This is a genomic window from Agarivorans aestuarii (genome assembly GCF_019670125.1).
In the GTDB taxonomy this organism is placed as follows: Bacteria; Pseudomonadota; Gammaproteobacteria; order Enterobacterales; family Celerinatantimonadaceae; genus Agarivorans; species Agarivorans aestuarii.
In genome coordinates, this window is sequence record NZ_AP023033.1 from 1,917,520 (window position 1) to 1,940,710 (window position 23,191).

A 23,191-nucleotide genomic window follows, 5' to 3' on the forward strand; every position below is an offset into this window, starting at 1 on the left:
GAGGCTTTGTAGGAAGCGAAGAAATTAAGCTATGTGAACAGCGCCACTCCAGCGTAGGATTTCTCCATTAACTTCTAATTGATGCTGAGTTTCTGGTTTCACGTTTGCCTGGTTAGAAATACACACGGTAATTTGTTTTCCAGACACCAAATGAATTGCTACAGCTGACGCCACTTTGTTGTGAGCCAATACTTCAACTGACACCACTTGGCCGCGTGCTTCGGTACTTGCTTCAATGGCTTCATTAAAGTAGCCATGAGTTTCGAACACGTTGGCAAACAAGTGATCTTTAGCTTGCTGGCGTAGCAATAATACTGGTTCGCTACGTAAGTTGAAATCTGGATCGTTAGCACCGGTGCGCGCCATAATCACTTGGCTATTCGCTACCGCAGAACTCACCATCGAGTAATAGCTATTACCTTGTAACCAAGTGATTAAGCTTGAGCCATCAACTTCAGCAGTTGCTTGGTGCCACAGGTGCTGGTAACCATGGCTTTCACCAAGTGGTTTAAGGCGAGCGTTGCATTCGTAGTTAAAATCGCTGCGAATAAACTGGCCAGAATAGTGTATTGCGTAGTCATAGTTATGCTCTTGCTCACTCACTAGGCGGAATAAATCCAGGACTAATGGCTTAGCAAAACCTTCCACTTCAAACATGATTACACTGCGCTGTTGGTCTACGCCAGGGTAGTAGTTACGCACAAACGCACTCATTGCTTGTAGCTTGTTGTCACCACTTACAAAGAAGTGTTGTTCGCCCCATTTTTCTTCAGCAGTGGCAGTATTACCTTGGTTTTGGCTTTGGTAATCCACTACTACTGTGTTGTGAGCAATGGTTTGCTTAGCGTAGCTTTTGTTTTCTGGAATATAGCGACCACCAAACTTAGGCTCTATATTTACCCAGCGACCGAAGCCGTAATCATGCAAAACTTCTTGGCCACGGTTGAATAGGTTGAAGTGCAAGCCATCAAAGTGGCCGTGGTCTAATGCTGAATGTAGCTTGTGGTCACTACCATGTTGGCCAAACCATAACAGCGCCATGCTGTCATCTTGCTGAGCATCTCGGTGTCGTAATATAGCTACGCCACCGCGGTCGCCTTCGGCGCCATCTGTTAAAACTAAGCTGCCCCAGTTAAAGCCACCAATGCTTGCTGCGTTTTCGCTAGCATCCGATAAGCTGGCTCCAGAGCCATGTACCCAAACTTTGGCTTGGTGTTTAGCCATGGCCACTAAGTTGGCGTCACGTAGGTAACGGCTAAAGCACATGCTAGTGGCAATTAAGATACCTTCGTCTTTAATGTCCATGGATTTAGATGAATCATTAAGCGCTGGTAATACACCATTTGGAAAGGCAGTGGCCATTACTGCGTAAGTAGTGGTTTTAATCACCTGGTCTTTGAGTTGGTAAATACCAATCTCTGGTTGGCGACGCTCAATGGCTTCGGCAAACAAGAAAATTGGACGCAAGGAAAAGCGATGATAGTAAGGGCCTTCCATGTAGTAACCGTCTGGTGAGAATAGCTGAGTGAGCTGGGCAATAAAGCCGCCGCTCACGCTATCACCTTTAAGGCCATACAGGGCTTTGTCTACACTGGCTTGGTCTTGAATTGCGTAACCACAAATACCAACACCTGCTACCGCCCACAAACCGTGGTTATGCACAATGTCAAAGTCGTGGGCATATACATCAACAAACAGCTCAATCATTAATTTGAATAAATCGTTTTCGATTAGTTGCTGCTCGTCTTCTGCCAGTTTATGACGAATACAAGAATAAGCACACGAGGCATACAGCATCCACATGTTTTCATTCAATGTTTGGTGGAATAAGCGCCCCGGTGGGTTGGTGTCTCGGCTAGTGTTTAGCTCTAAAGTAGGGTACACCTTGGCGTATTCAACCAGCATGCTACGTGCGTAATCTAGGTAGCGTTGGTCTTCAGTAATTAAGTATAAGCGGCCGGCTAAGTCCAAGTGGATATAGTTTTGCTTGTGGCGATTATGCTCGTAACCGCCGGCTTCACCGTGGCCGGGGATCTCAATGCCCAAAGGCATGTAAGCTTCAAGCGCTGCCACTTCGGCTGCGATAGACTGACCCATTAGAGAATCAGTATTTAAGTGCTTGGCCAGTTCTTTTGCTTCTTCAAAGCTTATCAATAATGGTTGGTAAGTCATGATTAACCTCGGTTCTTTTCTAAAGCCAGAGATCCCTGCCAGCAATAAGTTTGTTGATTGAATTCTATACTGTGCTGGGTGTCAGCACTTACATTGCGTTGGTTACTAATCATTACAGTGAAGTTGATGCCGTCACCGATTATTTGCACTACGCTGCCGACGTCGTTACTTACTAGTACGCTTAGTTGGCTTACTTTGCCACGTGCGTTAGTACTGGCTTCGATGGCTTCATTAAAGTAACCATGGGTTTCTAATACGTTAGCAAACACCGTTGATTTTGCTTGGCGACGCAAGATAAAGCTGGTTTCACTACGCAAGTTAAACTCTGGGTCATTGGCACCAACGCGGGTGAAGAATAGCTCGTCGCTTGTTTCACTGGCACTAATCCAAGAATAGTAACTATTGCCTTGCAGCCAACTTACTAAGTTGTTCTCAGAGGCTTTGCCTTGTGCTTCGTTCCACAAATGTTGGTAACCAAAGTTGTTACCCATTGGCGCGAGCTCATTGTGCATTTGATAGTCACTGGTGCACCGCACAATTTGCCCTTGGTATTGCAGGGCGTAGTCATAACTATGTTCGGTGTCACTGCTTAAACGGAATACATCCAATAATAGTGGTGCGTCTAATGTGTCATCATTAATCAATACCAAACTACGTTGTTGGTCTACACCCGGGTAGAAATCATCGGCAAAGGCACTTACCGCTTGTAGGTCTGCATTTTGGTCTGCAAAGAAGTGGGGGATACCGTGTTTGCTATCAGCCAGTTCTACATCAAAGTTGTTTTGACAAGATTGGTCTACCGCAACCGCATTATGAGCAACGGTTTGACGTGCGTAAGATTTGTTTTCATCTAAATAGCGACCACCAAACTTAGGTTCTATATTTACCCAGCGGCCAAAACCGTACTCTTTTAGTACCTCTTGTCCACGGTTGAAGAAGCTAATGCCTAAGGTGTCGAAGTGACCATGGCCCATGCCGTGTTGGCCATAGTTCATCACCAGTTGGCTAACGTCACCATCTTTGCTTTGCATGCGAACAAAGCCTTGAGCGCCTCGGTCACCCTTAGGGCCTTCATTTAACTCAACGCTAGGCCAGTGAGGAAGGGCAGTGTTAGTTGATTCTTGATAGGCTTTTGATAGCGCGCTACCACAGCCATGTAACCAAACTTGCTGCTGGATTTTGGCCATGCCAAGCAGTTTATCGTCGTGGCCGTAGTGTTTGTAAGCCAAGCTTACTGCTACTACTACGCCTTGATCTTTGATGTCCATGCTTAATGACGCATCGTTTAACGCAGGGAATACGCCGTTCGGGTAGGCGGTCGCTAACAAGGCTTTAATGGTTTTGCCAATCACTTGGTCTTTGTAGTTAAAGATGTCCAACTCTGGGCGGTGGCGATGTAATACTTCAGCAAACAAACACAAAGGGCGAATCGCATAGCGATGGTAGTAGGGGCCTTCCATGTAGTAGCCTGAAGGAGCGAACAACTGGCTAATTTGGGCTAAGAAGCCACCAGTTACGTCATCGCCTTTTATCCCATGTACCGACATGTCTACATATTGTGGTTTGCCTATGGCAAGGCCGCAAATACCTACGGCCGCTACCGCCCACAAACCATGGTTGTGGATCCGGTCAAAGTCGAAGCCATATTTATCGGTAAACATATCTAGCATAGGTTGGAATAACTGACCTTCGATATGCTTCACTTGTTCTTCGCTTAACCAGTGCTTAATGCAGCTATAGCCTAAGCTGGCATATAATAGCCAAACATGCTCGTTGAGGATTTGGTGGAACAAGCGACCTGGTGGATTAGTATTTCGCTGGATATGGAAACCAAAGCCCAAGTACTTATCAGCATACTCACTTAATATATCTGCAGTGTATTGCGCGTATTGCTCATCGTCAGTGATTAAGAACAGGCGGCCAGCTTGGTTAATGTATTGATAGTTCTGCTTGTGACGGTTGTGCTCATATCCACCCGCTTCACCATGACCTGGCACTTCAATCGGATTAGCCATATAAGCCTGAGTGTCGCTAATCATCTTGTCTAAACTTAAGCCCATCAAGCTATCATTGTTAAGCTGCTGGCTAATTTCAGTAATTTCCTGCTGATTTAGTAACACTGCATTTAATTTCGCAAGCATTTGAAACCTCATACATATCAATTTATTGCTATAAAGTAATACAAATAAGTGTTGAATTCAGCTTGATCAAGTAAAACAGTGAACTTACTCACATTATATATTTTTCCTTTTAATGGTTAGCAGACCAAGCTGAGTAGTGGCCTAGGTCTAGCAATTCCCCGCATTTCCTGCCTGAATAATAATCAAAACAAACTAAGCAAAAAATAATTGGATCTTCATCACACATAAAGTGTTTTTGTATTACAATATAATTTAATTGTTTTACACTGAACGGGATTTAAATTTCACACACTTAACTTTTGACCTTCAGAGGCGGCTATGAGTATTGATATCGTTGTTGTACTAGCCTACTTCGTATTTTTAATTGCGATAGGTTGGATGTTTCGTACTTTTACATCTTCCACCAGTGACTACTTTAGAGGCGGCGGTAAAATGCTGTGGTGGATGGTAGGTGCGACAGCATTTATGACTCAATTTTCAGCATGGACCTTTACTGGAGCAGCAGGGAAAGCATTTAGCGACGGTTTTGCCATCGTTATCTTGTTCTTAGCCAACGCGTTTGGCTACTTTATGAATTACATTTATTTCGCTCCGAAGTTTCGACAACTTCGCGTAGTTACCGCAATCGAAGCGATTAAAAAACGTTTCGGCCGTACCTCTGAGCAATTTTTTACTTGGCTAGGCATGCCCGACAGTTTGATTTCTGCCGGTGTATGGTTAAACGGTTTGGCAATTTTTGTTGCCGCTGTTTTCAACATTCCTATGGAAACCACCATTATTTTCACCGGTGTAGTATTGGTGATAATGGCCGTAACCGGTGGTTCTTGGGCGGTTGTTGCGTCTGATTTCATGCAAATGCTAGTGATTATGGCGGTAACCATTACCTGTGCCATTGCCGCTTACTTCCATGGCGGAGGCTTAACTAACATTATTGGTAACTTCCATGGCGACTTTGTGATGGGCAGTAACCTTAACTATGTAAGCATTTTCTTATTGTGGATTGTATTCATCTTTGTGAAGCAATTCGGGGTAATGAACAACAGCATTAACGCATACCGTTACCTTTGCGCAAAAGACAGTGACAATGCACGAAAAGCGGCTGGTTTAGCCTGTGTATTGATGATTGTTGGTCCGCTTATTTGGTTCTTACCACCTTGGTATGTAAATGCCTTTATGCCTGATTTTGCGGAAGCTTATAGCACCGTAGGTGGCAGCGATGCAGCCTACTTAGCCTTTGTTCAAAACGTAATGCCAGCAGGTATGGTGGGTTTGTTAATGTCGGCAATGTTTGCCGCTACGATGAGTTCTATGGACTCTGGCCTTAACCGCAACGCCGGTATCTTTATTCGCAACTTCTACTCGCCAATTGTTCGTAAAGAAGCAGCCAGCGAAAAAGAGCTTATTGTTGCCAGTAAAGCAGCCACGATATTTATGGGCTTAGTTATTATCTCGATTGGCCTATTTATTAACTCGCTACGCCATTTAAGTCTTTTCGACATTGTACTAAATATTGGCGCCTTAATTGGCTTCCCAATGTTAATTCCAGTGCTATTGGGTATGTGGATCCGCAATACGCCAGATTGGGCCGGTTGGGGAACACTCGTCGTGGGAGGTGTGGTGTCTTACGTATTTGGTATCGCCTTAACTTCCAACGACATTCAAAACTGGTTTGGCTTAGAGCAAGCGCTAACTGGTCGTGAATGGGCTGACTTGAAAGTAGGACTTAGCCTAGCTGCACACGTGATATTTACCGGTGGCTTCTTTATTGGCTCAACCTTGTTCTTTAAAGGGCGTACGCCAGAGCGTGAAGCTGAAGTAGCTGAGCTGTTCCGCGATTGGAATACTCCAGTACATGCAAACACTGAAGAGCAACACAACCTAGATACTAAACAGCGTTCAATGTTGGGTAACCTAATTAGTGTTGCTGGTTTCGGCATCATCACCATGGCATTGATTCCAAATGACATTTCCGGTCGAGCACTGTTTGTTCTGTGCGGAACCATAGTATTGGTAGCCGGGATCTTGTTGGTACAAGCAGCCAGAAAACCCAATAAAAGCTTACAAACAGAAGCGATAACGGAATAAACGCGAGAGGCTTAAGCCAAGGCGAGCTCGTCTCGCCTTGGTAAAAGAAGGATTTACCTTAAGCACAACTGAAAACTAACCATAACGAGAAACATTATGACAGCATTTTTTAATTCAGCAGAAACTCCTTGGGATGACCTTGGCGATGGCGTTACCCGTAAAATTGTCGGTCACACAGACCAGTTAATGGTTGTTCACGTACGATTTGAAAAGGGTGCTATTGGCGCTCCACACGCCCACGAATTTCACGACCAAATTGGTTACGTGGCAGAGGGTAGCTTTGAAGCTGAGATCAACGGCGAAAAAAGAATAGTTAAGAAAGGCGATGCTTATATCGCCCCGCGTACTTTCATGCATGGTGCGGTTGCGCTTGAAGAAGGTAGCGTATTAGTAGATTGTTTCTCACCACCGCGTGAGGACTTCTTGTCTTAAGAGGAAACATTCATGACTGAGTTAAAAGTCGCCTTTGTTGGCGAATGCATGGTAGAACTGCAACAACAAGAAAATGGTCTTCGTCAGAGCTTTGGTGGCGACACGCTAAATACAGCGGTTTATTTTTCGCGTATTAGCCAAAATGCCAAAGCGAGCTATGTTACCGCACTTGGCCGCGATGCCTTAAGCGAGCAAATGATCGCAACATGGCATGCCGACAATATTGATACCCACTTGGTACAGCGTTTAGAAGACAAGTTACCTGGTATTTATATGGTGCAGGTAGATGAGACTGGTGAGCGTAGCTTTCTGTATTGGCGTAACGATTCCGCTGCTAAATTCTGGTTAGAGCGTGCTAGTGACGCTTTAATTGAAGAGCTGACTAATTACGATGTAATTTACTTGTCGGGAATTAGCATTGCAGTGTTGCCAGAAGCCTCTCAAGAGAAGCTTTTCCAAGTTTTAGCTCAGTGTAAAAACAACGGGGCGCAAGTTGTATTTGATAACAACTTCCGCCCAGCTTTGTGGCAGAGTAAACAGCAAGCGATAGATGCTTACGCAAAAGTATTAGCCTGCACCCATACAGCTATGCTTACCTTCGATGATGAGCAAGAGATTTATGATGACGCTCATATAGAGCAGTGCATCGAGCGTACATTGGCATTAGGCGTTAGTGAACTGGTGATTAAACGCGGTAGTAAAGATTGCTTAATCGTTACTGAAGATGGCGCGATTAGCGTACCGGCGACTAAGGTTGCCAATGTCGTTGATACCAATGCCGCGGGTGATTCGTTTGCAGCCGGCTACTTGGTAGCCCGTTTACATGGCTCGAATACCGAACAAGCCGCACTAACCGGCCATAAAATGGCAGGAACGGTAATTCAGCATAAAGGTGCAGTAATTGACGCCGCACATATGCCAAAGATTCAGCTATCATTTACCGCAGATGCGGTATAAGAACTAGGAACAAAACATGAACTTAAATGAACAACTTCAAGCGCTTAAAGTAATTCCTGTTATCGCTATCGATAACGCTGATGATGCAGTGCCATTGGCCAAGGTATTGGTAGATAACGGTTTGCCTTGTGCTGAAATCACTTTTAGAACACCTGCTGCGGCTCAAGCTATTGCAAATATGCGTGAAGCCTACCCAGATATGCTAATTGGTGCTGGTACTGTGCTAAACAGCGCTCAAGTAGACCAAGCTATTGATGCCGGTGTAGATTTTGTAGTGAGCCCTGGTTTTAACCCAACTACAGTGCGCTACTGTCAGCAACGCAACATGCCAATTATTCCTGGTGTAAACAACCCTTCATTGGTTGAGCAAGCGATGGAAATGGGCTTAGATACTTTGAAGTTCTTCCCTGCAGAGCCTTCTGGCGGTGTAGGCATGTTAAAAGCGTTAACAGCCGTTTACCCAGTTAAATTTATGCCAACGGGTGGTGTATCGGTTAAGAACATTAACGATTACCTAAGCATTAATGCGGTATTAGCTTGTGGCGGTACCTGGATGGTTCCAGCGAATCTAATCAAAGAGCAAAACTGGGATGCAATCGCTGAGCTAGTTAAAGCTATCGATTTAGGCTAGTTTTTTTAGCTATGTTTATTAAGCCTCGCTAGCCAACTAGCGGGGCTTTTTTGTGCTGTATCAACATTCACTTTGCTTAGGGTGATAGAGTTAAGTTATCTATCAGCTAAAGCTTACTTGCCCATGGAATACATACAGCTCGGCCCTAACAACATCGATAGTGAACACATTTGTTGCGGCTTTTCTGATAAGAAATGCGCCAACAGTTACCATGCCAAAAAACGTTGGATGAGTGAGCAATTCGAGCAGGGTTTAGTATTTCAACGCTTAAACGAAAGAGCCAAAGTATTTATTGAATACCAAGCAGCAGAGCAGGCGTGGTTGCCCATCGTTGCGCCGCAGTATTTAGCACTGGGCTGTTTTTGGGTATCGGGTAAGTACAAAAAACAAGGCCATGGAAAAGCCTTGTTAGCCAAAGCTATTGCAGCCGCTAAAAGTAGCAATAAGCTAGGGGTAGTGGCGGTCGTTGGCAGCAAAAATTACCACTTTATGAGCGATACTAAGTGGTTGCTTAGGCAAGGCTTTGTGGTGGTTGATGAAGCGCCTAATGGCTTCCAACTATTGGCTTATCAATTAGGTACTGCATCAGACGAGCAAACTCCGCGCTTCGCATCTTCGGTGCATAATGCAGAACTCAATGCTGTTCATCAAGGCTGCCTTGTTTACTATTCAAATCGCTGTCCATTTGCCGAGTATCATGTCTTAGAGTCTCTGCAGCAAAGTTGTGCCAAGCGGCACATCCCGCTAACTATTATTAAATTAGATAGTGTTGAAAAAGCACAAAATTGCCCTTGTCCACAAACTATCTTTAGCCTTTATTATCATGGGCACTTTGTTACCACCGATATAAGTGCATGCATGGACAGTCGCTTTGACAAATTTATTGCGCCCAAGGTGCAGATTTAAGGAGAGTAATGGCTAAAGTCATTTTTCTGTGTGGTTTTATTGGTTCCGGTAAAACCACCTACGCAAAAAAGTTAGCGGCTGAGCTACCGGCATTTCGCTTTACTATGGATGAATGGATGATTCCTCTATTTGGCGAGCACATGGAACGTGACGTGTTTGATGCTCGAAAAGCGGCTCTTTATAGCTTGTTTCAACAATCGGCTTTGTCCTTACTAAAATTGGGTACCTCGGTGATTTTTGACTGTGGTTTATGGCAACAAGCAGAGCGAACAGAAATGGCCAAGTGGGCCCAAGCCGAAGGCTTTGAGTTTGAGACTCATTATCTAGATGTAAGCTTTGAGTTGTGTTGTGAGCGTGCCTATTCACGCAATATGCAGCGCGGTGAGCACGCTTACGAAATGACACCCGCAATGATGGAGATGTTTTGGCAACAGTTTGAGCTTCCTAGCAAAGAAGAAGCGCTTATTTGGGTTTCCAGTTAGCTCTTGCTTGGTTATCAATGAATGAATCTAAAACCTGAGCGATTTGATGACCAAGGTTCTTCATTGAAGTATGACGATAGCTGCTACAGCTAAGATCACTGTTCTAAGTCATCTCACTGATTTCTCGTTTATGTTAAACTTCCCCGCTTGAATTTAGTGTTTACGCTCTGAACACTAATCACACCGCAAGTTTGTTATTTTTAACACTATTTACAAGGGTTAAAAATCTAATCATTACCACTCAATGGGGGTCGGTCTTCGTATTCGTTTACCTGAATAAGTAAACCTTTTCTATATGCATTTTAAATCTCAAAAATACAGTATAAATTCAACTGATTATGAAGTTGGTCAAGACAACATAAGCAAGTGGGGTATGGATATACATAACTCCGTTTTTATTGCTTCAGCTGGCTTATCTATTCTATTTATTGTTGCTCTTCTCATCCTTTCGCCCGCAGAAGCAAAGGCCGCTATTGATACCGTTAAAGCTGCTGCTTTATCCAAATTCGATTTTGTTTTCATGTGGAGCGCAAACATCATATTGATTTTTGCAATCGGTATCGCTTTTTCCCCATTAGGGAAAATTCGATTAGGTGGTGATAAAGCCACAACTGATTATTCCACCGTCTCTTGGATTGCCATGTTGTTTGCCGCAGGTATGGGCATTGGGCTTATCTTTTGGGGGGTAGCCGAGCCAACGGCGTTTTATACAAACTGGTTTGGCACTCCCTTAGGTGTAGAGCCTTATACAGCGGAAGGGCGTGAATTAGCGCTTGGCGCATCCCTTTTCCATTGGGGATTTCATGCTTGGGCGATATACGGAATGACAGCCCTGTGTCTTGCGTATTTTGTGTATAACAAAGGCCTGCCGCTTTCAATTCGCTCCATTTTCTATCCGCTGCTTGGTGATAAGGTATGGGGAAGGATCGGTGACCTTATTGATGTGATGGCTGTATTGGTTGTTTTATTTGGCCTTGCCACTTCACTTGGCCTCGGCGGTTCTCAAGCGGCAAGTGGAATCAGCCATGTATTTGGTATCGATAACAGCCTTTTCCTTCAAATAGCTATTATTTTGACCATCATGGGGCTAGCCATTATCTCCATAGTGAGAGGCATGGACGGAGGCGTTAAACTGTTGAGCAACATCAACATGATCATTGCCTTTGTATTCCTTGGTTTTCTTGCCCTGCTTAACTTCACCACTGTATTAGACTCATTGCTGACAGGCCTAGTGGGGTATGTGAAGAACATTATTCCGTTAAGCGGGAACTCTGGTCGAGATGATACCACCTGGCTACATGGCTGGACGGTATTTTACTGGGCTTGGTGGATAGCTTATGCGCCAATGTTTGGTATGTTCGTAGCGCGAATTTCAAAAGGGCGAACAGTGCGCGAGTTCCTAGTTTGTGTATTGTGTATTCCTACCGTAGTAACAGCGGCTTGGATGTCATTTTTTGGCGGTATAGCTATCCAACAAATCATAGATAAAGTTGGACTGCTTGGTGCTGACCAAGGTATTGCCGACGTTTCATTAAGTTTGTTCTATATGCTTGATGCTTATCCAATGGGTAATATCTTATCCATCATCGCCGTTTCACTGATCATCATTTTCTTTGTTACGACCCTTGATTCTGGTTCAATCGTCGTCGATAGCATGACCGCGGGTGGTAAGCTGGAATTACCTGTAATGCAGAAGGTTATTTGGGCCGTTATCTCTGCGCTTATCGCTATGATGATGCTGTGGATTGGCGGTACCGACTCAGTGCAGGCGCTGCAGTCAATAACCATCATCGCCGCGCTGCCTTTTGCAGTTATTTTGGTAATAGGCTGTATCAGTTTAGTGAAAGGTTTACTTTCTGAAGTTGAGAAACCTCTAGTAAGCCAAAGCAAAGGCGCTTAATACTTTAAAGGGTATATCTCGGCAAGTCCGAGATAAGCTCTTTTGTAAAACCGCTTACCGCTGTTCGTGTCAGCCAATATTTGGCTGGCACGACGGTGGGCAAAGATGGTTAGTGGACTTATAGATGCCCGGTCGAATCTATCCCCAAAAGTACAGGGGACGTCTAGCAATTAACCTCTATACTCACGTGCTTTAACTTAGCGATGTGTTGTAGCTTTTGTTTATACTCTATTAACGGAGATGGCGTTTCACAGCGCAGCGAAATAACAACTCCGAGAGATTTTTCCCCAAGATGCCAAACGTGCAAATCAGTTATCTCTGTATCCTCATTTTCTAAAGCTTTACGCACACTTTGCTCCGTGGGTAGGCACTGTTGATCAAGTAGGTGACTGCTAGTTAAGGTAATCAACCCCCACGCCCATTTACTAATGACTAATGCGCCCACTATTCCCATAACAGGATCAAGCCAATTTAGCCCTGCATACTTACCTGCAAGTAGTGCAAAAATTGCAAGTAACGAGGTTAAGGCGTCAGCTAAAACATGCATGTAAGCCGCACGCAAATTGTGGTCGTGATGAGAATGCTCATGTTCATGGCCATGGTGGTAATGCACATCCTTTAAGATCCAAGCGCTTGCTAAATTCACCGCAAGGCCGATTATCGCAACCAATATTGCTTGATTAAACGCAATTGCTTGAGGCTCAAAAAATCGAGCGATGGATTCAATCGCCATAACCAGCGCAACCACCGCAAGTGCTACTGCACTTGCAAAGCCGCCAAGCGAACTCACCTTTCCTGTCCCAAAGCTGAACTTAGAATTATTAGCATGCTTGCGTGCATAACGATAGGCGAAAATAGTGATAGTAAATGCTGCAACATGTGTTCCCATGTGCCAACCATCGGCGAGCAAGGCCATGGAACCAAACCAAGTTCCTGCGACTATTTCTATAACCATAGTGAGCGCGGTAAGAACTAATACTATTAAAGTACGTTGCTCCCCTTGGTTACTATGGTGAGAAAAATCGTGTTTATGCGGCCGGCTACTGATATCAAATACGGCATGATGATGGTGACTCATGATGTTACCTACTGTCCCTGTGAGTAAATACTGAGAAGAAATACTAACAGTTCTCACTTGCATTTATGCAGTCTCTAAGTTGTTCTAAATGTTTTAGATCAAAAAAGGCTTAATTTTAGCTAGAGCTTTCAGATAAAAAGTATTAAATACGCGCTTTGATTTACCAATTAACCATTTACAAAGAGAGTACGCTTGGCCGAGTTATCAGGTAGTTTTATTGCTTTTACATTAATTTTTTTAGCTGAGTTTGGCGATAAGAGTCAACTAGTCACAATGACCTTAGCTGCTCGATGTGGCGGACGCACTGTTGCCTTAGGGGCGATTAGCGCATTCGCCATTCTTAACCTACTAGCGGTTACTGTTGGAGCATCCATTGCAGCTATTATCCCCGAGTTTTGGATGAGTATTATTACTGCGTTGTTGTTTTCGGTATTTGGCATTCAATCCTTGCTTGCCAAGGATGAAGGAGAGGACCAAGGTAATGAAAAACTCAAATACTCCAGCGTATTTTGGTCTGCATTCAGTTTGATTTTTATCGCCGAATTAGGTGACAAAACTCAATTAGCGGTTGCCGGCTTGGCAACTACCCACACCGCTTGGTCAGTATGGCTTGGTGCTAGTTTAGCCTTGGTGGCAACAACATTGTTGGCCGTAGCGCTTGGTAAAATACTACTTAAAAGGGTTAGCAGCGTATGGCTGCACAAAATTGGCGGTGCTTTGTTTTTAATATTTGCTGTAATCACATGCTGGCAAGCATTTGCGCATTAATAGTAGTGTGGAACCGATTTAGATCATCAATACAATGCCCATTAACAAACATGCAACGATAATTGGCCAAACGCCACGCTTAAGCGAAGGTTTCATCGCAACATTTAACACCTTGTATCCGGTCAGCATTGCGTTTAGGTAACCTCGTTTTCTGAAGCTAAAGTAAGCGATGGTAACAACATGCAGCGCAATTAATCCAAATAGGTAGTTCACATTGCTAGCATGAATGGCTTTAAACCAATCGTAGCTACTCTCACTTACGAAGGCGTAAAGAGGTCCATCTGAAAGGATATCGTCAGAGTTAAACAGTCCTGAAATAAGCTGAATGGATAATAAAGCCCACAAAGCCAATACCATGTAAGAGCCAAGGTAGGAATGTCCAGAGTGCAGACTTACCTTACCCTTGAGTTCGTTTTCAATTTCATTATATGCACCTTTGGGATGGAGTCGCAGTGATTTGAACAATGCTGTACTGCTACCTATAAGTCCCCACACAATACGGGTCACTAGGAGTGTGAGTAGCGCTAATCCAAACAGCATGTGCAAATCAACTTCATCGAGTTTTATACTTAGCCATAAGCCTATTACTAGCAGCAATTGCAGCCAGTGATAGAAGCGAATAAATCCGTCCCAGACCAATACTATTTGTTTTGTTTTCATCGTCAAACTCTTGCATTAAGCCCAGCACCTAGCTGGACTTCTATATTAGTACGGCCATCTTATATGGACGGCCGAATATAGCTACTTATCGCAATCCATTCGGTACTCTTTATGGCTTAGTTTACTATGCTTCTTTATCTCAACTAGCGTACCTTTAACCAGCTTTTTATTGTCGACTTGTTGTAATCTCTCAAACAATAAAACCAGTTCATCCATGCCTTTCATATAGCTCATGTGAGCCATATGAGTTTGATGATCCATGCCCTCCATTTCACCATGATCCATATCGCCATGATCCATCTCGGCCATTTCTTGCATATGACCTTTGTGCTCAGCCATCTGATGCTCATTGTCTTGTAACTTTAGCGGAATGTGTTGTTTGGCTTCTTTAGCATTACTAAGTAGCTTTGCAGCATGCTGTTGCATGGTGGCTTGGTCATTTTCCTTAAAAGCATCCACATAGGCTTTGAGTTCAGATTTCATGTCTTTCATGACTGAGCCCAGCTCGGTGTCTTTACAGTGTTCACTATGCGCGTTTGCTGTAACGCTGATTAGCGCAAATGCAGATGCTGTTAGTATTGAGTTAAATTTGTTCATTTAATTTCTCCGTGATTGTTATTCGCTAATCAGTTTGCGTAAGGATACGCGCTTCCATAAATAATAAACTGAGGGCAGCACGAGCAGGGTTAATACCACTGCTGAAGCCATACCGCCGATCATTGGTGCAGCAATACGCTGCATCACTTCCGAGCCAGTTCCTTCGCCATACATAATCGGGATTAGACCAATAATCACCGTTGCAACGGTCATCATTACCGGTCGTACGCGCAGGCCCGCACCTTCCACAATGGCGGTACGTAATTGATATTTAGTGATAAGACGGTGCTTAGCTAAGGCCCCTTCAAGAGATTGATTAAGATAAATCAGCATGATTACGCCAATTTCTACCGCTACACCGGCAAGGGCAATGAAACCAACCCCTACTGCGATGGAAAAGTTGTAGCCCAATAAATACATCAACCATACGCCACCTATCATGGCTAAGGGCAGGGTGCCAAGGATCAGTAATACTTCGCCAACCCGCCTAAAGGCCATGTACAAGAGCAGCACAATGATAGCCAACGTGGCTGGCACCACGACTTTTAAGGTGGCTTCTGCCCGTTCCATATACTCATATTGTCCAGACCAACTGACCGAATAGCCCGCAGGTAACGACAAGCGCTCCTGAACATAGAGCTTGGCCTCTTGTACGTAGCTGCCAAGGTCACGGCCTTCAATATCGACGAAGATCCAACCATTAGGTCTAGCGTTTTCGGTCTTAATCATTGGCGGCCCGTCTTCAACATATACTGAAGCGACATCACCCAAGGTCAGCCTAAGCCCATTTGGGGTGATTACCGGCAAGCTTTTTAGTTGTTCAACGCTGTCTCGGTAACGTTGTGGATAGCGTATGTTAATTGGGTAACGCTCCAAGCCCTCTACCGTTTCAGATACATTCATCCCACCTATAGCTGTGGATACCACCGCTTGTACATCGGCAATATTCAAGCCATAGCGAGCAGTGGCTAGGCGGTCGATATCTACTTTGACATAGCGTCCCCCGGCAACACGCTCAGCGTAAGCGGAGGCGGTACCAGGAACATCACCAAGGATTTCTTCAATGTCCTTGCCGATGGCTTCGATAACACCGAGGTCTTCACCAGATATCTTAATGCCAATAGGCGTTTTAATGCCGGTTGCTAGCATGTCGATACGGGTTTTAATCGGCATGACCCAAGCATTGGTAAGCCCAGGGAAGTTAACTAAACTATCGAGTTCTTGGCGCAGCTTGTCGGTGGTAATGCCATCACGCCATTGTTCTTGAGGCTTGAGTGTTATGAAAGTTTCAATCATAGTTAGTGGTGCGGGGTCAGTCGCCGTTTCCGCACGGCCTACCTTGCCCCAAACCCGCTCAACTTCCGGCACAGTCTTAATCAACTTGTTAGTCTGTTGTAAAACTTCTCGCGCTTTACCGATACTTATCCCTGGGTACGTGGTAGGCATATACATTAAGTCACCCTCATCCAATGGCGGGATAAACTCGCTGCCTATCTTGTTGATTGGGTATAGGCCTACACCGACTAAGGCCACTGCGACTAGTAGTACTACCACCGGCGCTTTTAAGCTGAGATTAAGTAGCGGCTTATAAGCGGCTATGAGCAGTCGATTCAGCGGGTTTTTATGTTCAGCGATGACTTTACCGCGAATGAAGTAACCCATAAGAACCGGCACAAGGGTAATTGCCAATCCTGCTGCGGCAGCCATGGCGTAGGTTTTGGTATAGGCTAAAGGTGAGAACATCTTGCCCTCTTGGCCTTGCAAAGCAAATACCGGCACAAAGCTAAAGGTAATGATCAATAGTGAGAAAAATAAAGCTGGCCCCACTTCAGAGGCGGCTTTAGCTATTACCTCCCAGCGGTTGGCATCATTCAGCTCAGTTTTTTCCATGTGCTTGTGCACGTTCTCAATCATCACAATGGCACCATCTACCATGGCGCCAATCGCAATGGCGATACCACCAAGCGACATAATGTTAGCGTTAATGCCCTGCCAACTCATTACAATGAAGGCAATGATGATCCCCACGGGTAAGCTCACCAGTACCACTAGCGAACTACGAATGTGGAAAAGGAAAGCCGCACACACCACAACCACAACCACAAACTCTTCAATCAGTTTGTCTTTAAGGTTTTCAACGGCGCGTTCAATCAAGCCTGAACGATCATAAGTGGTGACAATTTCTACGCCATCAGGCAGTGACGCACTTAAGCTATCAAGCTTGTCTTTAACTGCTGCAATGACTTGCTGGGCATTTTCCCCATAGCGCATTACCACAACACCACCAACCACTTCACCTTCTCCATCCAGTTCAGAGAGACCACGGCGCATTTGCGGTCCTAGCTGAATATCAGCAACATCACCTAACAACAAGGGGGTGCCTTGTGGGTTGAGCTTTAAAGGCAACTGTTGCAAGTCTTCAACTGAACTGATGTAACCGCTACTGCGGACCATGTACTCCGCTTCCCCCATTTCAATCACACTGGCTCCGGTTTCCTGGTTACCCTGAGAAATGACCATTTTCAGCTGGGCTAGGCTTATCTGATAAGCTCTCAAGCGATCTGGGTCGATACTTATCTGGTACTGCTTGACCATGCCACCTACCGTCGCTACCTCACTAACACCGGCGACAGTCTGTAATTCGTACTTCAAAAACCAATCTTGAATGCTGCGCAGTTGACTGAGGTCATGCTGACCAGTTCGGTCCACCAAGGCATAACTAAATACCCAGCCAACTCCAGTAGCGTCTGGCCCTAACGCCGGCTTGGCGGCAGCGGGGAGATTAGGAGCTACCTGCGACAGGTACTCCAGTACTCGCGAGCGTGCCCAGTAAATATCGGTGCCATCTTCAAAGATGATGTATACATAGGAATCACCAAAGAAAGAATAGCCACGCACTGTCTGTGCCCCCGGTACTGACAACATTGCGGTAGTTAAGGGGTAAGTAACCTGATCTTCAACGACCTGCGGGGCCTGCCCCGGATAGGAGGTTTTAATGATGACCTGTACATCGGACAGATCAGGAATTGCATCAACCGGTGTGTTTTTAATGGCAAAACCACCATAGACCAAAATGGCTAAAGTCGACACCAATACTAAAAAGCGATTATGTATCGACCAGCGAATAATGCTCGGGATCATTACTGCTCTCCCTCTTCATCATCAAAGTCCAGCCAATCTAAGTCATCATCCACTAAAGTACTGGTATCAATCTCAGCACTCTGCTGTTGGCTATGATTCATCTGTGAATGGTCCAATTGTGAGTGGTCCATCTGTGTATGGTCCATGGTGCCGTCATCCATATTGCTATGGTTCATCTGTGAATGGTCCATTTGTGAGTGATCCATCTGTGTATGATCCATGGTGTCGTCACCCATATTGCTATGGTCCATTTGTGAATGGTCCATGGTGCCATCCTCCATGCTGCTATGGTTCATCTGTGAATGGTCCATTTGTGAGTGTTCCATCATGCTGTGGTCTTCACCCATATCCATTTGTTCTAAGGCATTAAGATTTAGCTCACCAGGTTGGAGTTCAGAAATGGGAAACTGCTTGCCCTGCTTACGAATGGTAAATGTTAGCTCTCGTCCCGGTACAAGCTGCTCGTTTACTTGAGCGGGTTCCAGTGGGAAGTCCATCACCATCCCAGGCCAATCCCATTCAGGTACTGGCTCATGGGCAATGGTTAATGCAGCTTCTTTCACTGCAATCACGACACCACTGGCAACCACAGAATCAGCTAGGCGATCTGGAGGACCAATGCGACTAAAATCAGCACTCAAACTAGACTCGGAATCCAGCATGAATTGAGCACTGGTAACGATGATGTCTCCATTTTTCAGGCCATCTAGTATCTCCACTTGTCCCTGACTTTCACGGCCGACTTCCACTCTTACGCTTTGATACTTGCCAGCTCCGCGCTTCATCACTACTCGATCAAAACGGCCACCTCGGATCACCGCTTCGCTTGGAATGGTTAAGACCTGTTGAGCCTTGGCAGATGACACTCTCACGCGAGCGTACATGTTCGGTTTTAGGCGCTCGTCAGAGTTAGTAAACTCCATTCTTACGCGCAGGGTTCGGGTTTGCGGCTCTAGGTTGGGGTAGATGTAATCAATCTCACCTTGCCAAGTTTGTCCGGGGTAACTGTCGACACGCATTTCCACTTGATCCCCAAGTGCTACTAAGCTTGCTTGAGACTCGAACAGTTCACCTATTAGCCAGATGCTATCCAATCCTCCAGCTTCAACCAAGGTTAGTGAAGGAGTGATGTAAGCCCCTTCTCTAACGCCAAGTTTAAAGATATAAGCAGAGCTTGGCGCATACAGTTCAACCAGCTGTTCACTGCGGCGTTGCTTGGTCACGCGGCTAACTTGTTGTGCCGACATGCCCAATACACTAAGGCGAGTCTTGGCTGAATTAATTAATCGCTTATTACCCATGTTCTGCGCATTCAACAGATCGTCCTGGGCCTTAACCAACTCAGGAGAGTAAATAGACAGTAGATATTGGCCAGCCTTAACTCGCTCGCCTTCTGTTTTCACAGCCAGTTTTTCAACCCACCCAGATACTCGGCTATTGAGCTGCCACTGAGAGTTCTCGTTTACTGTGAGCATGCCTACGGTTTCGATGCTCGTGGTAAAATCGTTAAGCTCAACTTTAGCGGTTCTCACGCCAAGATTGTTTTCAACAGCGGGATCTATAGTGACTAAACCGGGTTTATTGGCTGACTGGCTTGCCTCAAAAACCGGGACTAAATCCATCCCCATAGGTGATTTCCCGGGTTTATCACGACGATAATTCGGATCCATAGGAGCCACCCAGTAAAGGGGCTCTGCTTCATCAGATGCTGTAACTGAGGCTTGATTGCCTACAGGGTGTTGATGCTGCATCAGAGTATTTGCAAAGTAACCACCGATCAGACCTAGCGATAGAAATAGACTGCTTAATACAAATTTGTTCATTTGGTTCTACTCCTACTGAGCCTGAAAATATCGAACTTGGGCAAGGGATTGGTATTGCTGGGTTTGAAGTTGTTCAAACTCTAGTAGCAGTGCGGTTTCGTCCATAAAAGCATTGACCACCTGATCAAAACTCACGGTATTAGATTGATAACCCTGAATTGCAGCTTGGGTATTGGCTCGCGCTTGCGGTAGCAAGGTTTGTTGATAACGAGCTAAACGCTGTGTGAGGTTTTGGAACTGTGCGACCTGACCATTAAGAGCGCCGTTCATGCTCTTAAGCAGTAAATCTCGTTCGGCTTGTTTGATACCTTTGCCTCGTTCGGCTGATATCACTGCTTGGTCTTGGCGTTTATCGGTAAACAGTGGTACGTCCATAGAAAGAAAGCCTGAGACTAAGTCGGGACGAGTACTACCGTCCATATCAAGAGATCGACGATGGCCGTAACCTAGTTCTACTTTAAACGCTGGTTTGTAAGCTTCATGGGCAATTTCAACTTGTTTGTCTGCTTCCTCAATAGCGGCTTGCTTGGCCAACACCATAGGATGTTGGGTGAGCAAACTATAGTGTTCTGTGTTGCGAGCTGCTGCGTATGATTCGGCAGTACTCCACTGAGGTAAGGCAGGATCAAAAGGCTGATAGGCGCTAGCGCCTAACCAAGTGGCTAATTGCCCTCGATAGGCCTGTTCTTGTTGAGCGAATGCAGCGATTTTCTCGTCGAACTTACTGAGTTGAAGCTCTGCTTGAAATAGATCTTGGCTTTGCTTGTAGCCAAGTTCAAACTGGCCACGCACATGTTCAACATTACGTTCAAAAAGTTGTTTATTTTGATCTAACAATTGTTGTGCCGTGTGGGTAAATCGCACGTTTAACCACATTTGGCGGATTTGCTGGCTCAACTCCAAGCGACGCTCAGCTGCTTGATGTTCTGTTTGCTGCTCCAAAATTTGATAACGCTGACCTGTTAACTCGCGCGTATCGCCGCGGGTAAATTCTTGTGCGACACCAATACTAAGCTGAGTCATTGGGTCTTGGTCAAACTTAAAACTGTCAGTTGGCAAGTTGGCTAAGCCGAATTTCACCATGGGATCTTTTAACTGAGCGTTTTGAATCCCCATGGCCGCGAACTGCTCTTGACGTTGCAGATATAGCTGAGTCGATGGATCTACGCTTAATGCTAGTTCAACAGCGCGTTCAATCGTTAAAGTGGTGGCTGTCGCTGTGGTGCTTGCTGTTAAAGCAATAGCAAGCACAACCTCTTTGTAAGAGGATATGTACATGATTTTTCCTTACTATTTGATTAAAAAAAGATTTAAAAATCAAGCAGTAAGAGGAGGCCGAAAAGGTAAATCCTGTAGGGAAGGATGGAGATTAAAGGTGTAGAAACTAAGTGCTGCACCTTTTGGTAAGGGGGTAAAGTGCAGGCCTGAAGAAATGTAAGCAGGTGTCGCAGCGCACAAAGACAGCTGGCAATCTAACTTGCACAACTCACTAAGCTGAGCAGCAGCCTCATGGCTATCACTAACAGCATCATTGTGGCAATCCATACTGGTATGCATGACTCCCTGTTGAGCATTGTGTTTTTGCTTGTGCGAGGAATGCTCCGAAGCGTTGGCCACGCCGGATACCATTTGCAAACAAAACACAAAAATCAAAAACAATGCTTTCATAGGGTTAGGATAGTAAGGCAGAGTTAGTGATAATCGCAAGTGTTTTTGGAGAATTGAGTCAATAGAATTTTAACTGCCGTATTAAAGGCAAAGTCGATTCATTAGAATTCTACTAACATCTAATGATGCTTTTTCGAGTTAGCAGCGTTGCTAATCTATTACTTTATGGCTTAGGTCAAATATCGCTAAACCATTTAGTTGGGGCAAACCATAAATGAAGCGAAGTGCTCCATTTTATTCAACGAGCAAATGCTTCACTATCGGGCACAACATTTAACAAGGTCGATTAACAATGCTTAAGCAGGGTAGTGACGTTATAGTTCATAAATTAATGGCGTAGCTCCCTTACCAGTAGGTGCGGGAGTTACACACATTAGGGAATGATTACCCAATAACTTCAAACTTGGCTTTGTGCAAATCTCTATCTCTTGAGCTTGAACCCACCATCAGTTCAAACTCACCCGGTTCTACTAGGCGTTGAAGATCGCTAGTGACTAAGGTGTATTAGTTACAAACTATCAGTTCTACATTGGTGGTTTAGTTATCGCTTACTTTGTTGTAGTTTGGTTGTATCAATGTAACGAAGTGTGATTTTGTGACTATCAGTGAAAATGCGTTAACTAACAACAGCAGTTATCTTTTGCACTCTAGCATTAAGCACAGCGAGCTTGCACTTGATGCTAGCTCTCCCTTTCAAAACCCGGTGTTCTTGCAAGCCTTAGAGCAGCAAGCATGTGTGGGAGCGAATAGCGGCTGGCAACCACATCATATTGAGTTGCCCGATCACCAATTACTGTTTCCAAGCTATTTAAAGTCACATAGTTATGGTGAGTACGTGTTTGATTGGGCCTGGGCAGACGCTTATCAGCGTTACGGTTTAGACTACTACCCCAAGCTAGTTACCATGCAACCCTTTACGCCTATCGCTGGGCAAAAGCACTTTGGTAAGGCCCTTACTGATAGCGCTGTTGCTCAACTGGCTGATAGTGTTGTAAATATTTGCCAACAACAGAGCTTAAGTTCGTGGCACTGTAATTTTATTGAGCAAGCTTTTGCCGATCAATTGCAAGCCAATGGCATGATGACCCGTCACGGGGTGCAGTTTGAGTGGCGCAACCAAGGCTATGCTAGCTTTGAACACTATGTCTCAGGTTTTACCTCCCGCAAAAGAAAAACCACTAATAAAGAGCGTAGAGTAGCTAAAAGCAGCGTGGACGAGATTGTTTGGCGAACTGGTAGCGATATAGACTACCAAGCTTTAGAGGCATTTTATCTTTGCTATCAAACTACCTATATGAAGCGTGGACAAAAAGGCTATTTGTCTTTTAGTTTTTTTCAGCAGCTAGCTCAGAAAATGGGCGACAACATGCTGCTGGTGACAGCAGAAAAAGACCAGAAAATTGTGGCTAGTGCTTTGTTCTTTTTCGACCAAGATAACTTATATGGCCGCTATTGGGGCTGTTTGCAAGAGTTAGACATGCTGCATTTTGAGTTGTGTTTTTATCAAGGTATCGAGTTTGCTATAGCCAAGGGAATACAGCGGTTCAACCCTGGTACTCAAGGTGAGCACAAGCTGTATAGGGGTTTTGAACCAGTGACCACCTATTCCTCTCACTATGTTGCTCGTAGTGATTTTTCCGCCGCAATAAAGGCCTTTTGCATCGAAGAGCAGCTGCACATCGCACAATATGCTGAGCAGTGTAAAAAGCTGCTCCCCTATAAAACCCAGCCCTAAGACAAATGGAGTCAG

At 44.9% G+C, this 23,191-nt stretch carries 18 protein-coding genes; 9 read left to right on the plus strand and 9 right to left on the minus strand.

Features of this window, described 5'->3' with window-relative positions:
- Positions 1-24: 24 nt before the first annotated feature.
- Together K5609_RS08950 and K5609_RS08955 are read right to left on the minus strand one after the other, a co-directional pair.
- Positions 25-2,172, minus strand: coding sequence for a heparinase II/III domain-containing protein (locus tag K5609_RS08950; protein WP_221076859.1), 2,148 nt, complete (start codon positions 2,170-2,172; stop codon positions 25-27).
- Between the two features lie 2 nt (positions 2,173-2,174).
- Positions 2,175-4,313 (minus strand): heparinase II/III domain-containing protein, encoded by a 2,139-nt coding sequence (locus tag K5609_RS08955; RefSeq protein WP_221076860.1) that lies wholly within the window; start codon positions 4,311-4,313, stop codon positions 2,175-2,177.
- A gap of 318 nt (positions 4,314-4,631) precedes the next feature.
- Between K5609_RS08955 and K5609_RS08960 the strand changes: the two genes are divergently transcribed.
- The 7 genes from K5609_RS08960 to K5609_RS08990 all read left to right on the plus strand — a co-directional run bounded on the left by K5609_RS08960 (position 4,632) and on the right by K5609_RS08990 (position 11,706).
- On the plus strand, positions 4,632-6,398 hold the full coding sequence (locus tag K5609_RS08960) for a sodium:solute symporter family transporter (protein ID WP_221076861.1): 1,767 nt from the start codon (positions 4,632-4,634) through the stop codon (positions 6,396-6,398).
- Between the two features lie 96 nt (positions 6,399-6,494).
- The gene (locus K5609_RS08965; RefSeq protein ID WP_016403993.1) at positions 6,495-6,830 is read left to right on the plus strand and encodes a cupin domain-containing protein; all 336 of its coding nucleotides are present in this window, start codon (positions 6,495-6,497) and stop codon (positions 6,828-6,830) included.
- A 12-nt stretch (positions 6,831-6,842) separates the two neighbouring features.
- Positions 6,843-7,787, plus strand: a complete 945-nt coding sequence (gene kdgK / locus K5609_RS08970; RefSeq protein WP_221076862.1) for a 2-dehydro-3-deoxygluconokinase — start codon at positions 6,843-6,845, stop codon at positions 7,785-7,787.
- A 16-nt stretch (positions 7,788-7,803) separates the two neighbouring features.
- Positions 7,804-8,418 carry a bifunctional 4-hydroxy-2-oxoglutarate aldolase/2-dehydro-3-deoxy-phosphogluconate aldolase gene (locus tag K5609_RS08975; protein ID WP_163132800.1) on the plus strand — a complete coding sequence of 205 codons (615 nt, stop codon included), beginning with the start codon at positions 7,804-7,806 and terminating at the stop codon, positions 8,416-8,418.
- A gap of 123 nt (positions 8,419-8,541) precedes the next feature.
- Positions 8,542-9,324, plus strand: a complete 783-nt coding sequence (locus K5609_RS08980; protein ID WP_221076863.1) for a GNAT family N-acetyltransferase — start codon at positions 8,542-8,544, stop codon at positions 9,322-9,324.
- 8 nt (positions 9,325-9,332) lie between these two features.
- A complete protein-coding gene (locus K5609_RS08985) occupies positions 9,333-9,806 on the plus strand; it encodes a P-loop nucleotide/nucleoside kinase family protein (protein ID WP_221076864.1) in 474 nt (157 codons plus the stop codon).
- A 295-nt stretch (positions 9,807-10,101) separates the two neighbouring features.
- Complete coding sequence (locus K5609_RS08990) at positions 10,102-11,706, plus strand: BCCT family transporter (protein WP_221076865.1); 1,605 nt, start codon at positions 10,102-10,104, stop codon at positions 11,704-11,706.
- Positions 11,707-11,869: 163 nt separating this feature from the next.
- Here K5609_RS08990 and dmeF read toward each other — a convergent pair whose 3' ends face one another.
- Entirely contained in the window at positions 11,870-12,847 is a 978-nt protein-coding gene (gene dmeF / locus K5609_RS08995; protein ID WP_343212507.1) for a CDF family Co(II)/Ni(II) efflux transporter DmeF, read from the minus strand.
- Between the two features lie 129 nt (positions 12,848-12,976).
- On the opposite strand from dmeF, the gene K5609_RS09000 reads away from it, so the two are divergent.
- Positions 12,977-13,552, plus strand: coding sequence for a TMEM165/GDT1 family protein (locus K5609_RS09000; protein WP_221076866.1), 576 nt, complete (start codon positions 12,977-12,979; stop codon positions 13,550-13,552).
- An 18-nt stretch (positions 13,553-13,570) separates the two neighbouring features.
- Here the strand turns inward: K5609_RS09000 and K5609_RS09005 are convergent, their stop codons facing one another.
- From K5609_RS09005 to K5609_RS09030, 6 genes are all read right to left on the minus strand, one after another.
- The gene (locus K5609_RS09005) at positions 13,571-14,212 is read right to left on the minus strand and encodes a cytochrome b/b6 domain-containing protein (protein ID WP_221076867.1); all 642 of its coding nucleotides are present in this window, start codon (positions 14,210-14,212) and stop codon (positions 13,571-13,573) included.
- 81 nt (positions 14,213-14,293) lie between these two features.
- A complete protein-coding gene (locus tag K5609_RS09010) occupies positions 14,294-14,809 on the minus strand; it encodes a BAR domain-containing protein (RefSeq protein WP_221076868.1) in 516 nt (171 codons plus the stop codon).
- An 18-nt stretch (positions 14,810-14,827) separates the two neighbouring features.
- Complete coding sequence (locus K5609_RS09015) at positions 14,828-17,950, minus strand: efflux RND transporter permease subunit (RefSeq protein WP_221076869.1); 3,123 nt, start codon at positions 17,948-17,950, stop codon at positions 14,828-14,830.
- Entirely contained in the window at positions 17,950-19,773 is a 1,824-nt protein-coding gene (locus K5609_RS09020; RefSeq protein ID WP_221076870.1) for an efflux RND transporter periplasmic adaptor subunit, read from the minus strand. The genes K5609_RS09015 and K5609_RS09020 overlap by 1 nt, the downstream gene beginning before the upstream one ends.
- A 12-nt stretch (positions 19,774-19,785) precedes the next feature.
- Positions 19,786-21,051 carry a TolC family protein gene (locus K5609_RS09025; RefSeq protein ID WP_221076871.1) on the minus strand — a complete coding sequence of 422 codons (1,266 nt, stop codon included), beginning with the start codon at positions 21,049-21,051 and terminating at the stop codon, positions 19,786-19,788.
- Positions 21,052-21,090: 39 nt separating this feature from the next.
- A complete protein-coding gene (locus K5609_RS09030) occupies positions 21,091-21,390 on the minus strand; it encodes a hypothetical protein (protein ID WP_221076872.1) in 300 nt (99 codons plus the stop codon).
- 646 nt (positions 21,391-22,036) lie between these two features.
- Here K5609_RS09030 and K5609_RS09035 point away from each other — a divergent pair.
- Positions 22,037-23,176 (plus strand): GNAT family N-acetyltransferase, encoded by a 1,140-nt coding sequence (locus tag K5609_RS09035; RefSeq protein WP_221076873.1) that lies wholly within the window; start codon positions 22,037-22,039, stop codon positions 23,174-23,176.
- Positions 23,177-23,191: the final 15 nt, after the last annotated feature.

Bases quoted from the DNA above. Each gene is read 5' to 3' on its own strand.
- K5609_RS08950 (WP_221076859.1), bottom strand. From the start codon at position 2,172: ATGACTTACCAACCATTATTGATAAGCTTTGAAGAAGCAAAAGAACTG.
- K5609_RS08955 (WP_221076860.1), bottom strand. From the start codon at position 4,313: ATGCTTGCGAAATTAAATGCAGTGTTACTAAATCAGCAGGAAATTACT.
- K5609_RS08960 (WP_221076861.1), top strand. From the start codon at position 4,632: ATGAGTATTGATATCGTTGTTGTACTAGCCTACTTCGTATTTTTAATT.
- K5609_RS08965 (WP_016403993.1), top strand. From the start codon at position 6,495: ATGACAGCATTTTTTAATTCAGCAGAAACTCCTTGGGATGACCTTGGC.
- kdgK (WP_221076862.1), top strand. From the start codon at position 6,843: ATGACTGAGTTAAAAGTCGCCTTTGTTGGCGAATGCATGGTAGAACTG.
- K5609_RS08975 (WP_163132800.1), top strand. From the start codon at position 7,804: ATGAACTTAAATGAACAACTTCAAGCGCTTAAAGTAATTCCTGTTATC.
- K5609_RS08980 (WP_221076863.1), top strand. From the start codon at position 8,542: ATGGAATACATACAGCTCGGCCCTAACAACATCGATAGTGAACACATT.
- K5609_RS08985 (WP_221076864.1), top strand. From the start codon at position 9,333: ATGGCTAAAGTCATTTTTCTGTGTGGTTTTATTGGTTCCGGTAAAACC.
- K5609_RS08990 (WP_221076865.1), top strand. From the start codon at position 10,102: ATGCATTTTAAATCTCAAAAATACAGTATAAATTCAACTGATTATGAA.
- dmeF (WP_343212507.1), bottom strand. From the start codon at position 12,847: ATGCAAGTGAGAACTGTTAGTATTTCTTCTCAGTATTTACTCACAGGG.
- K5609_RS09005 (WP_221076867.1), bottom strand. From the start codon at position 14,212: ATGAAAACAAAACAAATAGTATTGGTCTGGGACGGATTTATTCGCTTC.
- K5609_RS09010 (WP_221076868.1), bottom strand. From the start codon at position 14,809: ATGAACAAATTTAACTCAATACTAACAGCATCTGCATTTGCGCTAATC.
- K5609_RS09015 (WP_221076869.1), bottom strand. From the start codon at position 17,950: ATGATCCCGAGCATTATTCGCTGGTCGATACATAATCGCTTTTTAGTA.
- K5609_RS09020 (WP_221076870.1), bottom strand. From the start codon at position 19,773: ATGAACAAATTTGTATTAAGCAGTCTATTTCTATCGCTAGGTCTGATC.
- K5609_RS09025 (WP_221076871.1), bottom strand. From the start codon at position 21,051: ATGTACATATCCTCTTACAAAGAGGTTGTGCTTGCTATTGCTTTAACA.